This is a genomic window from Brevundimonas sp. 374 (assembly GCF_900102995.1).
Taxonomy (GTDB): Bacteria; Pseudomonadota; Alphaproteobacteria; order Caulobacterales; family Caulobacteraceae; genus Brevundimonas; species Brevundimonas vesicularis_C.
In genome coordinates, this window is record NZ_FNKT01000002.1 from 178,666 (window position 1) to 192,661 (window position 13,996).

The 13,996-nt window shown below is 65.0% G+C and carries 13 protein-coding genes; 10 read left to right on the forward strand and 3 right to left on the reverse strand.

Annotation, left to right across the window (positions count from 1 at the left end; translation table 11 throughout):
• Positions 1-36 precede the first annotated feature (36 nt).
• Positions 37-747, reverse strand: a complete 711-nt coding sequence (locus BLR19_RS08275; RefSeq protein ID WP_091749569.1) for an SDR family NAD(P)-dependent oxidoreductase — start codon at positions 745-747, stop codon at positions 37-39.
• A gap of 41 nt (positions 748-788) precedes the next feature.
• Here BLR19_RS08275 and BLR19_RS08280 point away from each other — a divergent pair, with 41 nt between their 5' ends.
• The 5 genes from BLR19_RS08280 (at position 789) to BLR19_RS08300 (ending at position 9,314) form a co-directional block, all read left to right on the forward strand.
• A complete protein-coding gene (locus BLR19_RS08280; protein ID WP_091749572.1) occupies positions 789-1,490 on the forward strand; it encodes an HAD family hydrolase in 702 nt (233 codons plus the stop codon).
• Between the two features lie 274 nt (positions 1,491-1,764).
• A complete protein-coding gene (locus BLR19_RS08285) occupies positions 1,765-5,085 on the forward strand; it encodes a TonB-dependent receptor domain-containing protein (protein WP_091749575.1) in 3,321 nt (1,106 codons plus the stop codon).
• Between the two features lie 240 nt (positions 5,086-5,325).
• A complete protein-coding gene (locus BLR19_RS08290) occupies positions 5,326-5,640 on the forward strand; it encodes a ribonuclease E inhibitor RraB (protein WP_038293704.1) in 315 nt (104 codons plus the stop codon).
• Between the two features lie 25 nt (positions 5,641-5,665).
• The gene (carB, locus tag BLR19_RS08295; RefSeq protein ID WP_091749578.1) at positions 5,666-8,965 is read left to right on the forward strand and encodes a carbamoyl-phosphate synthase large subunit; all 3,300 of its coding nucleotides are present in this window, start codon (positions 5,666-5,668) and stop codon (positions 8,963-8,965) included.
• 70 nt (positions 8,966-9,035) lie between these two features.
• Positions 9,036-9,314, forward strand: coding sequence for a DUF1294 domain-containing protein (locus tag BLR19_RS08300; RefSeq protein WP_091749581.1), 279 nt, complete (start codon positions 9,036-9,038; stop codon positions 9,312-9,314).
• On the opposite strand, the gene BLR19_RS08305 is transcribed toward BLR19_RS08300, so the two are convergent.
• Positions 9,304-10,602 carry a dicarboxylate/amino acid:cation symporter gene (locus BLR19_RS08305; RefSeq protein WP_055752937.1) on the reverse strand — a complete coding sequence of 433 codons (1,299 nt, stop codon included), beginning with the start codon at positions 10,600-10,602 and terminating at the stop codon, positions 9,304-9,306. The genes BLR19_RS08300 and BLR19_RS08305 overlap by 11 nt on opposite strands.
• Before the next feature lie 128 nt (positions 10,603-10,730).
• Between BLR19_RS08305 and BLR19_RS08310 the strand changes: the two genes are divergently transcribed.
• The 5 genes from BLR19_RS08310 to BLR19_RS08330 all read left to right on the forward strand — a co-directional run bounded on the left by BLR19_RS08310 (position 10,731) and on the right by BLR19_RS08330 (position 13,543).
• Positions 10,731-10,931, forward strand: coding sequence for a cysteine protease (locus tag BLR19_RS08310; protein ID WP_091749584.1), 201 nt, complete (start codon positions 10,731-10,733; stop codon positions 10,929-10,931).
• Between the two features lie 70 nt (positions 10,932-11,001).
• Complete coding sequence (locus BLR19_RS08315; protein WP_091749587.1) at positions 11,002-11,667, forward strand: glutathione S-transferase family protein; 666 nt, start codon at positions 11,002-11,004, stop codon at positions 11,665-11,667.
• A gap of 54 nt (positions 11,668-11,721) precedes the next feature.
• A complete protein-coding gene (locus BLR19_RS08320) occupies positions 11,722-11,922 on the forward strand; it encodes a hypothetical protein (protein ID WP_055752934.1) in 201 nt (66 codons plus the stop codon).
• A 146-nt stretch (positions 11,923-12,068) separates the two neighbouring features.
• Complete coding sequence (gene greA, locus BLR19_RS08325) at positions 12,069-12,542, forward strand: transcription elongation factor GreA (protein WP_017504734.1); 474 nt, start codon at positions 12,069-12,071, stop codon at positions 12,540-12,542.
• Between the two features lie 5 nt (positions 12,543-12,547).
• Positions 12,548-13,543, forward strand: a complete 996-nt coding sequence (locus BLR19_RS08330; RefSeq protein ID WP_091749590.1) for a mitochondrial fission ELM1 family protein — start codon at positions 12,548-12,550, stop codon at positions 13,541-13,543.
• Between the two features lie 124 nt (positions 13,544-13,667).
• On the opposite strand, the gene BLR19_RS08335 is transcribed toward BLR19_RS08330, so the two are convergent.
• Positions 13,668-13,958 (reverse strand): glycine zipper domain-containing protein, encoded by a 291-nt coding sequence (locus tag BLR19_RS08335; protein ID WP_218119373.1) that lies wholly within the window; start codon positions 13,956-13,958, stop codon positions 13,668-13,670.
• Positions 13,959-13,996 lie beyond the last annotated feature (38 nt).

Below are 13,996 nucleotides of genomic sequence, written 5' to 3' on the forward strand. Positions count from 1 at the left end.
GTCAGTCGCCCGCTTCGCTCAAGTCACGACTGCGCGCTATTCGGGCACCCGCGCCCCGTCCCAGGCGAAGACGCCGCCGCTGTCGGCCGGCGTCAGGTTCGACAGCACGGCCAGTAGCCGCCCGGCGGAATAGTCGGCCGTGAACAACTTGCCCTCCGCCACCCCCTTCTGGAACGGCGCGCTCAGTTCCGTCGCCACAGTACCCGGATGCAAACCGGCGATCACCGCCTGCGGATGGCTGCGCGCCATCTCGACCGACAGATTGCGCAGGATCATGTTCAGCGCCGCCTTGGACGCTCGATAGGCATGCCACCCGCCCAGCCGATTGTCGGAAATCGACCCCACCCGCGCCGACAGGGCCGCGAACACCGCGCGCCGATCGCGCGGCATCAGCGGCAGCAGATGTTTCGCCGCCAGCGCAGGCCCCACCGAATTGACGCGGTAGTCGCGCAACAGGTGTTCCGCATCCAACTGACGAAACGACCGTTCCGGCTGAAGTCCGTCGTGCAGCACCCCGGTCGCCACGACGATCAGAGTTGGGGCCGGCCCCTGGCCGATCCGTTCGGCGGCGGACGCCAGACTGGCCTCATCCTCCAGATCGGCGGCCAACCCTAGCGCGCCCGCCACATCCGCGCCGGACCGCGACACCGCCCACACGGTCTCGAACGCGCCGTCCGCCACGATCCGCTCGACCATCGCGCGGCCGATGCCGCCCGTCGCCCCGATCACCACCGCCGATCCGTTCATCGCGTCTCCCTTCCCCGTTCGTCCCATGATAGGGGCGCGGCATGAGCATCACCACGGTCGGCCTCGATGCCGACGACACCCTCTGGCACAACGAGACGATCTTCCGCCTGACCCATGCGCGGTTCGTCGATCTTCTGGCCGACCACGGCGATGAGGCGACCATCGAGGCGCGCCTGGCCGAAACCGAACAACGTAACCTGCGGCTCTATGGCTACGGCATCAAGGGCTTCACCCTGTCGATGATCGAGACGGCGATGGAGCTGACGAACGGCGAGGCTCCGCCCCATGTCGTGCGAGAGATTTTGGCCGCCGGCCGCGAGATGCTGGCCCACCCGGTCGAGACACTGCCCGGCGTGGACGCGGTCGTCGCCGAACTGTCCGAGAAATACCGACTTGTCCTGATCACCAAGGGCGACCTGCTGGATCAGGAGCGCAAACTGGCCGCCTCAGGCTTGGGCGACCTGTTCAGCGCCGTCGAGATCGTCTCAGAAAAGGATCGCGCCACCTACGAGCGGGTCTTTAACCGCCACGGCACCGGCCCCGCCGAGGCCGTCATGGCCGGCAACTCGATGAAATCCGACGTCCTGCCCGCCATCGCCGCCGGCGCCTTCGGCGTCCACATCCCCTATCACGTCACCTGGGCCCACGAATTGGCCGACGCCCCGGTGGATGAGCCACGCTATACTTCTCTGTCCAGCATTGCGGAGCTAAAGGACGCAATCGATAGTTGGTATACTGAATAGATTCCATCCAACATCAGATCAATATTATCTCAATAAATGAACGCCTTCACAGCTCATTCTTGGACTCGAAAACGATATCTGACTGAAAATCAATGCGGCAAATAAGGCGTTGCATTGAGACCACATTATAGCAATACCGGCGTTATATTGACACAAAAGTCCAAAGCGACGCTTGACCCCTTTGGATGTGTCCGGTCTGTGGCACGCCTGCGGCAGTTCAGCGACGGCTCTACTAGCACTCCTGATCCCCCCTGCTGCGATCATTGGAGAGTAAATGCGCAACTTCCTTCTGACTTCGACGGTCCTTGCGGGCGCCTTGGCGGCCTCTAGCGCCTTCGCCCAGACTGTAGACCAGCCCATCAGCACCGCCCCCGTTGCTGAAGGCCAACAAGCCGCCGAGCTTGCTGAAATCGTGGTAACCGGGTCGCGTATCCGTCGCGACGCCACCAACGCCCCCACCCCCCTGATCCAGGTGTCGCGCGACGAGTTGCTGTCGACCGGCCAGACCACGGTCATCGATTACCTGTCCACCATTCCGGCCCTGTCGAACTCGGTCGTTCCGTCGGATACGACGGGCTCCAACCTGGGCGACGGCGGCCTGTCGCTGCCGAACCTGCGTTCGCTGGGCTCCAACCGCACGCTGACCTTGGTCGACGGTCGCCGCCATGTCGGTTCGTCGGGCGGTTCGCTTTCGGTGGATATCGACACCATTCCGCGCCTGCTGATCCAGAACATCGAAATCGTCACGGGCGGCGCGTCGTCGGTGTACGGCGCGGATGCCGTCTCCGGCGTGCTGAACTTCATCCTGCGCAAGGACTTCGAAGGTCTGGAGATCGACGCCAACTACGGCCAGATCAACCAGGACGGCGAAGCCAATCAGCGTGTCTCGGCGCTGATCGGCAAGAACTTCTTCGACAATCGCCTGAACGTTTACGCTCATGCCGAATATGAGAAGGTCGACGAAGTCACGTCGATGGACATCGACTGGATCCGTCGCGCGCCGGTCCGCATCGGCGTCGACGCCGACCCAACCTCGGCGCCCTTCGACGGTCGTCAGGACGCCTTCCTGTTCACGGGCGTTCGTCGCCTGGACATCCCGCGCTGGGGTCAGACCACGCTCGCCAATGTGCAGCAGCCGAGCGATCTGACGAATCCGAACGTCCCGTACGCAAACTGCTTCCCGGGCGGCAATGACGCCGGAAACTTCAGCTACAGCGCCAACTGCTTCGGTGTGACGCCTGGCAAGACGTACTGGTATGACGGCACGACCGCGCGCCTGGCCGACTTTGGCCAACGGGTCGGCAATACCGGTATCAACCGTCCGTACAACATCGGCGGCGACGGCGAAAACCCGGCCGACTTCTCGACCGGCTCTCGCGTTCCGCGCTCGGAATCGCAACGCTATCAGGTCGGAAGCACCTTCAAGGTCACCGACTCGATCGAGGCGTACGCCGAGGCGAAGTATGTGACCGAAGACACCTTCGACGTGGGTCAGCCGACCTTCTTCGACATCGATCTGGTGAACTCTTACGGCGCGAACGCCGTAAACCCGATCTATGCCGTCAACAACTTCGACCTGCGCTGGTCGGACAACGCCTTCCTGCCGCAGAACATTAAGGATGCGATCCGTACCAACGTGGTCACGCCTTATGCTCCGCCGACCGCGACCAACCCGGGCGCCGCGCAAACGGGCGTCCTGCTTCAGAATGCGCGCCACACCCTGTTCGGGCCGGATCGTACGCAAGACAACACCCGTGAACTGCAGCGTTACGTCCTGGGCCTCCGCGGCAACCATGACCAGATTTCGTTCGTCAAGGACGTCAGCTGGGACATCGGCTATACCTACGGCAAGGTCGAAATCGAAAACCGTGAACGCGCGGTGGATGGTCAACGCTTCGCTCTCGCAGCGGACGCGGTTGTCGACACCCTGGGTGTTGTGAATGGCCGAGCCGGCGAGATCGTCTGCCGTTCGCAACTGCTGCTGAAGCAGGGCGCCGCCCTAGACGACTATCAGCGCGGCGGCGATCTGCGTGACACGCAGTATGGTCGTGACTCGGTGGCGCAATGCGCCCCGCTCAACGTGTTTGGCAAGGGCAATCAGAGCGCCGCAGCGCTTGACTATGTCGGCGCCGAAATCGGCATCACCGAGCGTAATGAGCAGCAGCAGGCGATCGCGTCGGTCTCCGGCAGCCTCTGGGACTTCTGGGGCGCTGGCCCGATCGGTGTCGCTCTGGGTGGTGAGTATCGCAAGGAAACGACGGAAGCCACGGGTCGCGACCGCGATACCGACGGTCGTCTGCTGTTCCTCAACTCTGGCCCTGACTTCCCCGAAGCCAGCTACGAGTCCAAGGAAGTCTTCACGGAAGTCTCGCTTCCGCTCTTCCGCGACAGCGTGCTCGGCGAATATGCCGAACTCAGCGGTTCGTATCGCTACGCCGACTATACGACGGTCGGTAATGTCGACGTCTACGGCGTGAACCTGGTCTACCGTCCGATTCAGGACATCACCTTCAAGACCAGCTACAACACGTCGGTTCGTGTTCCCGACTTGGCCGAAAACTTCGCTCCGAACAGCGAGACCTTCCTCAACTCGTTCACTGATCCCTGCACCACGGCTGCGATCGCTGCGGTCAACGACAATGAAACGAAGGCGAACCGCATCCGGAACTGCACGGCCTTGGCCGCGCAGCAAGGTCTGACATTCGATTTCGCCGGCGCGACCCCGCAAAACACCGACGACTTCAACCCGACCTACACTTCGGGCATCTCGGGCGTCTCCGGCGGCAACCCGAACCTTCAGCCTGAAGAGTCGAACAGCTTCACCTTCTCGACGGTGCTGCGTCCCCGCTTCATGCCGAACTTCAGCCTTGCGCTCGACTACTACGAGATCAAGATTGACCGCGTCATCGCGGCTGTCACCGCCGACACGGCGGCGGCGAACTGCGTGAACGGCGCGGAACTGAACGTCGATGCCTGCTCGACGATCTTCCGCAACAATCCGAACATTCCGTTCGGCATTGGCGCGCCGGCTAGCGATCCGATCGGCGGCTTCATCGAGCGTTCGTTCAACTATGCGTCGCTGGAAACCCGCGGTCTGGACTTCACGGGTCGTTATCGCCTCGACACCAGCGACAGCTTCGGCCGTAACTGGGGTGTGTTCGATTACTCGCTCGCCGGCTCGTGGCTGATCGAACAGAAGCAGTTCCTAAATGAAGCCGATCCCGGCGATTTCGATGAACTGGCCAGCACGCTGCAATACCCGCGCGTTCGCTTCACCTCCTCGTTGACCTGGACCCCCAACGAAACCTGGAGCGTGAATTGGACGGCGGACTGGCAGTCGGCTCAGAACATCGTCTTCCGCCGCGACTACGTGAACAATGCGGATGGCCGTTCGGCCGATCAGCTGGACACGGGCAACTTCGTGCGCAACGACTTCACCGTCCGCTACAACGTCAACCAAGATCTGACGCTCCGCGCCGGTGTCGTGAACGCCTTCGATTCGGAACAAGCGCCGTACCTCGGCACGACGCTGTATTCGAACTTCGATCCTTATGGCCGCCGCTTCTTTATCGGCCTGAACTACAAGGTGTTCTAAGACTCACAGAGCCTGTGATCTTGAAACGAGGGGCGACCGGCGACGGTCGCCCCTTTCCTTTTGCCCAATCCGGACCGAGACCGAACACTCGGAATTCCGCTTTCCATCTTGCCCCCTCGCCCCTCCCTCTCTAAACGGGCCGCTTAACCGACAAGCAGACGTGAGCGTCGCAGGGCCAGGCTCTGCGGGGACTTCTCGCGCGCCCAGAGAACGACAGAGAACGAAGGACGACGCACTCCCTTGGACGCCTCGGACATCCGTCATGACGAACGCGACGCCATGGTGCGCGCGGCGCTGGCCGAACAGGGCGACAGCGGCGTGACGCCGCGCCATACGTTGTTCTACTTCTATGGCGAGGGCGACCACGGCGACCTGAACGAGGTCGCCCGGCGCGCCGGCTTCCTGACGCGCGGCGCCGACGACATGACGGTGCTCGAAACGACCATGGCGGTGGACGAGGCGTCGTTTGCGGCGACCTCGGCCATGATGCAGACCTGGGCCGCGGCCTTCCAGCTGGAGTATGACGGCTGGGAATGCGCGGTCGTGACCCACTAGCGTTCAATAAGAAGAAGAGCTGGCGATGCCCAAGCGCACAGACATCAAGTCAATCCTCATCATCGGCGCCGGCCCGATCGTCATCGGCCAGGCGTGCGAGTTCGACTATTCCGGCGTTCAGGCCTGCAAGGCGCTGAAGGCGGAAGGCTATCGGGTCATCCTGGTCAACTCGAACCCCGCCACCATCATGACCGACCCGGAGGTGGCCGACGCCACCTATATCGAGCCGATCACGCCCGAGATGGTCGAGAAGATCATCGTCAAGGAAAAGCCCGACGCCCTGCTGCCGACGATGGGCGGCCAGACGGCGCTGAACACCGCCCTGGCCCTGCATGAATCCGGCGCCTTGGCCAAGCATGGGGTCGAGATGATCGGCGCCAAGGCCGAGGTGATCGACAAGGCCGAGGATCGCCAGAAGTTCCGCGACGCGATGGACAAGCTGGGCCTGGAATCGCCCCGCTCCAAGGCCGCCCATTCGATGGAAGAGGCGCTGGAGGGGCTGGAGTTCGTCGGCCTGCCCGCCGTGATCCGCCCGTCCTTCACCTTGGCCGGCACCGGCGGCGGCATCGCCTTCAACCGCGAGGAGTTCGAGGAGATCGTCCTGCGCGGCCTGGACCTGTCGCCGACCACCGAGGTGCTGATCGAGGAGTCGGTGCTGGGCTGGAAAGAATATGAGATGGAGGTCGTCCGCGACACGGCGGACAACTGCATCATCATCTGCTCGATCGAGAACGTCGATCCGATGGGGGTCCATACGGGCGACTCCATCACCGTCGCCCCCGCCCTGACGCTGACCGACAAGGAGTATCAGCGGATGCGGACCGGCTCGATCAATGTGCTGCGCGAAATCGGCGTCGAGACGGGCGGCTCGAACGTGCAGTGGGCCGTCAACCCCGCCGATGGCCGCATGGTCGTGATCGAGATGAACCCACGCGTGTCGCGCTCGTCCGCCCTTGCGTCCAAGGCCACCGGCTTCCCAATCGCCAAGGTCGCGGCCCGTCTGGCGGTCGGCTACACCCTGGACGAACTGACCAACGACATCACACAGGTCACGCCGGCGTCGTTCGAGCCGTCGATCGACTATGTCGTCACCAAGATCCCGCGCTTCGCCTTTGAGAAATATCCGGGATCCGAGCCCCTCTTGGGCACCTCGATGAAGTCGGTGGGCGAGGTCATGGCCATCGGCCGCACCTTCCAGGAATCGATGCAGAAGGCCCTGCGCGGCCTTGAGACCGGCCTGTCGGGCTTTGACGAGGTCGAGATCGAAGGGGTGGCCGGCGCCGAGGATGATGCGACCGCCCGCGCCGCCGTCGTGCGGGCGCTCGGCGTTCCAACCCCCGACCGCATCCGCGTCATCGCCCAGGCCTTTCGCCATGGCCTGACGGTCGAGGAGGTCAACGCCGCCTGCGCCTACGAACCCTGGTTCCTGCGCCAGATCGCCGACATCGTCCGCGAGGAAGGCCACGTCCGGGTCAAGGGCCTGCCGACCGACCCGACCGAGTTCCGCCGCCTGAAGTCCAAGGGCTTCTCCGACGCCCGTCTGGCTCAGCTGACCGGCCAAAGCGAAAAATCCGTCCGGACCGCCCGTCGCGGCCTGAACGTGCGCCCTGTGTTCAAGCGGATCGATACCTGCGCCGCCGAGTTCGCCAGCGCCACCGCCTATATGTATTCGACCTATGAGACTGGCGCGCTCGGCCAAATCCCCGAGTGCGAGTCCGAGCCGTCGGACAAGAAGAAGGCCATCATCCTGGGCGGCGGTCCGAATCGGATCGGCCAAGGCATCGAGTTCGACTACTGCTGCTGCCACGCGGCCTTCGCCTTCGACCAAATCGGCGTCGAGTCGATCATGGTCAACTGCAACCCCGAGACCGTCTCGACCGACTACGACACCTCCGACCGTCTGTATTTCGAGCCGCTCACGGCCGAGGACGTGCTGGAGCTGATCGAGGTCGAGCGTTCGAACGGTGAGCTGATCGGCTGCGTCGTGCAGTTCGGGGGCCAAACCCCGCTGAAGCTGGCCCACGCCCTGCAAGAGGACGACATTCCGGTCCTGGGCACCAGCGTCGACTCTATCGACCTGGCCGAGGATCGCGAACGCTTCCAGCAGATGCTGGAAGGCATTGGCCTGCGCCAGCCGCCCAACGGCCTGGCCCGTTCGGCGGAAGAAGCCGCGCAGAAGGCCGAAGAGGTCGGCTATCCCGTCGTCCTGCGCCCCTCCTACGTCCTGGGCGGTCGCGGCATGATGATCGTCCACGACCGCGAGCAGCTTGACCGCTACGTCCACGAGGCCATGCGCGTCTCGGGCGACGATCCCGTCCTAATCGACCACTATCTGAACCGCGCCACCGAGGTGGACGTGGACGCCCTGTGCGACGACGAGATGGTCTTCGTCGCGGGCGTGCTCGAGCATATCGAGGAAGCCGGCGTCCATTCGGGCGACAGCGCCTGCTCCATGCCGCCCTTCTCGCTGCGGCCCGAGATCGTGGACGAGCTGAAACGCCAGACCACCGAAATGGCCAAGGCCCTGAAGGTGCGCGGCCTTATGAATGTGCAGTTCGCCATCGAGGAGCCGCACAGCGAAAACCCGCGCATCTTCGTGCTGGAGGTCAATCCGCGCGCCAGCCGCACGGCGCCCTTCGTGGCCAAAACCATCGGCCAGCCTATCGCCTCCATCGCCGCCAAGGTCATGGCCGGCGTGCCGCTGAAGTCGTTCGGTCTGGCGGACAAGCCTTACGACCATATCGCGGTCAAGGAAGCGGTCTTCCCGTTCGCCCGTTTCGCCGGGGTGGACACCGTCCTGGGCCCGGAAATGCGCTCGACCGGCGAGGTCATGGGCCTGGACTTCAAGCGGCCGGGTGAGACCGACATGGCCCCCGCCTTCGCCCGCGCCTTCGCCAAGTCCCAAATCGGCGGCGGGACCACCTTGCCGACCTCGGGCTGCGCCTTCATCTCGGTCAAGGACGAGGACAAGCCCTTCATCGTCGACGCCGCCAGGACGTTGCTGGCTGAAGGCTTCAGCCTGATGGCCACCGGCGGCACCCACGCCTATCTGGTCGAACAGGGGCTGGAGGTGAAACTGGTCAAGAAGGTGCTGGAAGGCCGCCCGCACATCGTGGACGCCATGAAGAACGGCGAGGTCCAGCTGGTCTTCAACACCACATCGGGCAAGCAGTCGCTGCAGGACAGCTTCTCGCTGCGCCGCACCGCCCTGATGATGAAGATGCCCTACTACACCACCACCGCCGGCGCCCTGGCGGCGGCCCAGGCCATCGGCGCGATCAAGGCCGGCGACCTGGATGTGCGGGCGATCCAGGACTACGCCTGACGTTGACGAAATCTCCGGTTTTCGGCCGCACGCTGCAAGGCTGTAGCGGCCGAACGCCGGAGCCACGCCGATGTCCAATCTCGATCTGGCCCTGATCGCCATCCTGTGCGGCGAAGTCCTGGGGTTCCTCGCCTTCGCCAGGGACAAGCAGCGCGCCAAGGCCGGCCTGTGGTGCACGCCGGAATCGACGCTGCTCCTGTTCGGCCTGATCGGCGGGCTGGGCGCCTGGATGGGGCAGCACATCCTGCGCCACAAGACGCGCAAGGAGCCGTTCAGGCCCGAGTTCGGCCTGATCGTCTTGCTTCACCTGATCCTGCTGGCGGGCGGCGCCGCCTGGGTCATTCTGTAACGCGACCGTCCTCGCCTGCCCCATCTTCGCCGGCCACGATCCGGGTCGCGGCCAGGTCGGCGGTGACATTGCCTACGGTGCGGAAGATGTCCGGGATGACCTCGACCGCCAGCAGTAGCGGCAGCACGCCCAGCGGCAGGCCCATGGCCAGGCAGATGGGGCCGATGGCGGCGAAGAAGCTGACCTGGCCCGGCAAACCGACCGAGGCGATGGACACGGCGATGGCCGTCAGTCCGCCGGCGATCAGCACGCCGAGCCCCAGCTCCACCCCGTGCAACTGCGCGACATAGAGGCAGACCGCCAGGTTGGCGACAGGACTGGTGATGCGGAACACCGCCACCGCCAGCGGCAGAACGAGGCCGGCGGAGGTCTGCGGCACGCCCAGCCAGTCGCGCGCGCGCTCGATCATGACCGGCAGGCTGGCCAGCGACGACTGGGTCGAAACGGCGACCACCTGGGCCGGGGCCACGGCGCGCGCGAAACGGGCCAGCGAAATCCGTCCCCACACGATCGCCACGACATAAATGATCAGGATCAGCCCAATCTGGCTCAGGCAGACGATGGCGACATAGTGGGCCAGCGTCCCCGCCACCCCCAGTCCGGCCCGCAAACCCACGCCTAGCGCCAAAGCGAATACACCGAACGGCGCGGCCAGCAGCACCCAGTGGACGATGACGACCATGGTCTCGGCCACCGCCTCGAAGAAGCCGGCCAGGGGCCGCCGCAGCTCGGCCTTGATCCGCGTCGCGGCGAAACCGAAGGCGACGGCGAAGACCACGACCGCCAGCACCCCGTCGTCGGACGCCGCCTTGATGACATTGGCCGGCGCCAGACTGGCGAGGAAGGCGCGCAGGCCGTCGGTGCGCGCCGCCTCGCCCACGGTCGCCAAGGATTCGGCGCTGACGCCCGCCAGCAGCCCACGCCCCGCCTCCGGATCGATCGGCCAAACCGCCAGCAGGCCCAGGCCCGCCAGGATCGCATAGATCGTCGCCCCGACCAGCAGGACGGCGAACACCACCAGCGATCGCACCGCGATCCGGCCCGTCGCCGCTGCATCGGCGATCGACACGATGCCGGTCACCAACAGGCTGAACACCAAAGGAATGACGGTCATGCGCAGGGCGTTCAGCCAGACCTGGCCCAGGCTCTCGACCACGCCCAAGGCGCCGGTCAGCCAAGCGGCCTGCGACCCTTGCGCCAGGGCGCCGACGACGACGCCGGCGACCAGGGCCGCGATGACGAAAAAGCTCAGAGAGGTGAAGAAGGCGGCGATGCGGGATTGGCTCATGCCCTAGCGCTAGCACCGCTTGGCGCATCGCGCGCGCCAAACCTTCTGTCGGTCGCTGACAGTTCATGTCGTCGCAGGGCGAACCCCGGTCGCACACCACGCGTTGATGGGACGAAAGGAACTCAATCATGTCCCGTCTGCATAAACTCGTCCCGCTGATCGGCAGCCTGCTGCTCTCAAAGGGTGGCCGCCGCGTCGCCGGTCGTCACGCCGGCAAACTGGCCCTGGCGACCCTGGCCTATGAGGTCTGGCGCAACCGCCGCGAAGGCGCCAAGCCCAAGGTCGCGCCGCAGCCGCGCGGACGCTGGAGCGGCCGCCGTCCGCGCTGAGGCCGCAATCGCCGCTCGACTTCTCGGGCGGCGTTGCGAATAGTCACGCCTCGCTGCCCGGAGCCGACCCATGATCAAAGTCCACCATCTGAACGACAGCCGCTCGCAACGCGTCCTGTGGCTGCTTGAAGAGCTGGGCCTGGACTATGAGGTGGTCCGCTACGAACGAAACCCTGGAAACCGGCTGGCGCCGCCCGAACTGCTGGCGATTCATCCGCTGGGCAAGTCGCCGGTCATCGAGGACGGCGCGGTCAAGGTCGCAGAAACCGGGGCCATCGTCGAATATCTGCTTGATACCTACGGACAGGGCCGGCTGCGTCCGGCGGCGGGAACCGAAGACGGCCGTCGCTTCACCTATTGGCTGCACTATGCCGAGGGGTCGGCCATGCCGCCCCTGCTGCTGAAGCTGGTCTTCAGCATGCTGCCGCGCCGCGCGCCCGCCCTTCTGAAACCCATCGTCAATGGCGTCGCCAACAAGGCGATCACCAGTTTCGTCGACCCGCAATTGCGCACCCATGTCGGCTTCTGGGAAGACGAACTGGGCCGCTCGGAATGGTTCGCGGGCGACCAGTTCACCGCCGCCGACATCATGATGAGCTTTCCGGTCGAGGCGGGCGCCGACCGCGCCTTCGACGCCGAGACTAAGCCCCGTTTGAAGGCCTTCCTGAACCGCATCCATGCGCGGCCCGCCTATCAGCGCGCGCTCGAACGCGGCGGTCCCTACAGCTACGCGTGATCGGATCGTGATCGCGACGGCGCAACCCGCCGTGGTCGAGGGCGTTAAGGTCTCATGCGCCTTCAAACCATTCAGATCGTGGCCGGACTGGCTGCGGCCGTCGCCTTCGTCCTCGCCTTCATGGCGGCAGGAGCCGCCTTGATCTCCGGCGTCTTTATGCTCGCCGGCCTCGCCGCCGTGGGTTGGCTGGCCTACAGCCTCATAAAGGGTGTCCTGCGGCGCGACCACAAGCCCGAACCGCCGGCCCGCGCCTGAGGGGTCAACCGGGGCGGGCGTTACGCTCTTGAATTGCTGAGCGAGAAACCCTAGTCTTGATGCCCGGCCGCGCCCGCCCCGCGGCCTTTTGTGTGCTTATCTCGCGTCTTTCCAGTCTCCGGGCGAACCAGAAAAATCACGACACAATGGAAAAAGTGCCGATGACGGCCGAGGGCTACCGCGTCCTCGACGATCAACTGAAGCAATTGAAGTCGGTCGAAAGGCCGAGCGTGATCGCCGCCATTTCCGAGGCGCGTGAGCACGGCGACCTGTCCGAAAACGCCGAATACCATGCCGCCAAGGAGCGTCAGGGCTGGATCGAAGGCCAGATCGCCGAGATCGAGGACAAGATTAGCCGCGCCCAGGTCATCGACGTGTCCAAACTGTCGGGCAGTCAGGTCAAGTTCGGCGCCACGGTCACCGTGGTGGACGAAGACACCGAGGAAGAGGCCACCTATCAGATCGTCGGCGAACACGAAGCCGATGTGAAGAAGGGCAAGATCTCGATCGCCTCGCCGATCGCGCGCGCCATGATTTCCAAGGAGGTCGGCGACGTCGTGGAGGTCAACACCCCCGGCGGCGTGAAAGCCTACGAGATCCTCAAGGTCGAGTGGAAGTAAAAGTGATGGCGGGGGCAGCGTCCGCGCGCCCCCTCTCTTCCGATCCCTTGGCCATCTGGGTCGTCTCCGACGGCCGCGCCGGCATCGAGAATCAGGCGCTGGGTCTCGCCGAGGCCGTTCAGCGCCTGACCCCGGCCGAAATCACGATCAAACATGTCCGCTGGCGGTCGATCTTCGACCGCCTCCCGTCGGCGTTGAAGACCCCGGCTATGCTGGCGTCCGCGCCGCTGACCGGCCCCTGGCCCGATCTGTGGATCGCCACGGGGCGCGCGACCCTGCCGCTGTCGACCCGTGTCAAGTCCTGGAGCGGCGGCAAGACCTTCGTCGTTCAGACCCAGGACCCCCGCTGGGCCAACGACCGCTACGATCTAATCGTCGCCCCCGCCCATGACGGTCTGTCGGGCGACAATGTCTTTGAAATCACCGGCTCGCCGCACCGCATCACGCCCCAGCGCATCGCCCAGGCCGCACCCGCCTTCGCCGACCGGATCGCCCCCCTGCCCCATCCGCGCATCGCGGTGCTGATCGGCGGCAAGTCCAAGGCCTTCGACCTGCCCCCCGCCCATGCGGCCGACCTGGCCGACCAGATCGCGGAGGCCGTTCGGGCGTCGGGCGGCGCACTGATGCTGACCTTCTCACGCCGCACGCCCGATGCGGCCAAGGCCGTCATGACCGCTCGCCTTTCGGATTTACCGGGCTGGATCTGGGATGGCACGGGCGAAAATCCCCTGTTCGGCTTCCTGCATTTCGCCGACCACATCCTGGTCACCGAGGACAGCGCCAACATGGCCGCCGAGGCCGCCTCCACCGGCAAGCCGGTCCATGTCCTGCCGATGATCCCGCTGAAGGCGGGCGACAAGTTCGCTCGCCTGTACGACGACCTGCAATCGCGCGGCGCCACCCGTCCGTTCGACGGCGCGCTGGACGGCTGGACCTACGAGCCGCTGGCCGAGACCGACCGCGCCGCGCGCGCCGTTCTGGAAGCGATGCAAACCCGATAGCGAGACCTACGTCCGTTCCTGACGCCGCCATGCCCCATGGTGGCGACCGTCATAGGGAGGCCTTCTAAGAACGGCTCGCAAAAATCTGCACGAAAGTGCACTAAAAGATTCCGGAGTGGCCTTTTCAGTCGCCGCCACCCCCGCCGCCGCCGTCACAGCCGCTGTCCGCGCTGCAGTCTGAGGCGCTGTGCTGCGACGTATCCGACGGCGGCGTGACCGCGCCCCCGTCCGACCCGCCGCCCTTTTTGGCCTTCATGTTCGCCGCCCCCATCAGAGCCACGCCGAACCCTGATCCGATGGCCGTGCCCAGAGCGAGACCCAGGCCAACGTTGTCGAGGGCCACGCCCAGCGCCACGCCGATCGACAGGCCCAGACCGATCCCGATCGGCAGGAAGGCCGCGTTCTTGTTCGTCATCCCCATCTCCCCTTCATGTCGGGCGAGACTAGCATCGC

Excerpts from the sequence above, each read along its gene's own strand:
- BLR19_RS08310 (WP_091749584.1), top strand. The coding sequence starts at position 10,731 with ATGTCCCGTCTGCATAAACTCGTCCCGCTGATCGGCAGCCTGCTGCTC.
- BLR19_RS08320 (WP_055752934.1), top strand. The coding sequence starts at position 11,722 with ATGCGCCTTCAAACCATTCAGATCGTGGCCGGACTGGCTGCGGCCGTC.
- BLR19_RS08275 (WP_091749569.1), bottom strand. The coding sequence starts at position 747 with ATGAACGGATCGGCGGTGGTGATCGGGGCGACGGGCGGCATCGGCCGC.
- BLR19_RS08315 (WP_091749587.1), top strand. The coding sequence starts at position 11,002 with ATGATCAAAGTCCACCATCTGAACGACAGCCGCTCGCAACGCGTCCTG.
- BLR19_RS08285 (WP_091749575.1), top strand. The coding sequence starts at position 1,765 with ATGCGCAACTTCCTTCTGACTTCGACGGTCCTTGCGGGCGCCTTGGCG.
- greA (WP_017504734.1), top strand. The coding sequence starts at position 12,069 with ATGGAAAAAGTGCCGATGACGGCCGAGGGCTACCGCGTCCTCGACGAT.
- BLR19_RS08300 (WP_091749581.1), top strand. The coding sequence starts at position 9,036 with ATGTCCAATCTCGATCTGGCCCTGATCGCCATCCTGTGCGGCGAAGTC.
- carB (WP_091749578.1), top strand. The coding sequence starts at position 5,666 with ATGCCCAAGCGCACAGACATCAAGTCAATCCTCATCATCGGCGCCGGC.
- BLR19_RS08280 (WP_091749572.1), top strand. The coding sequence starts at position 789 with ATGAGCATCACCACGGTCGGCCTCGATGCCGACGACACCCTCTGGCAC.
- BLR19_RS08330 (WP_091749590.1), top strand. The coding sequence starts at position 12,548 with ATGGCGGGGGCAGCGTCCGCGCGCCCCCTCTCTTCCGATCCCTTGGCC.
- BLR19_RS08335 (WP_218119373.1), bottom strand. The coding sequence starts at position 13,958 with ATGACGAACAAGAACGCGGCCTTCCTGCCGATCGGGATCGGTCTGGGC.
- BLR19_RS08305 (WP_055752937.1), bottom strand. The coding sequence starts at position 10,602 with ATGAGCCAATCCCGCATCGCCGCCTTCTTCACCTCTCTGAGCTTTTTC.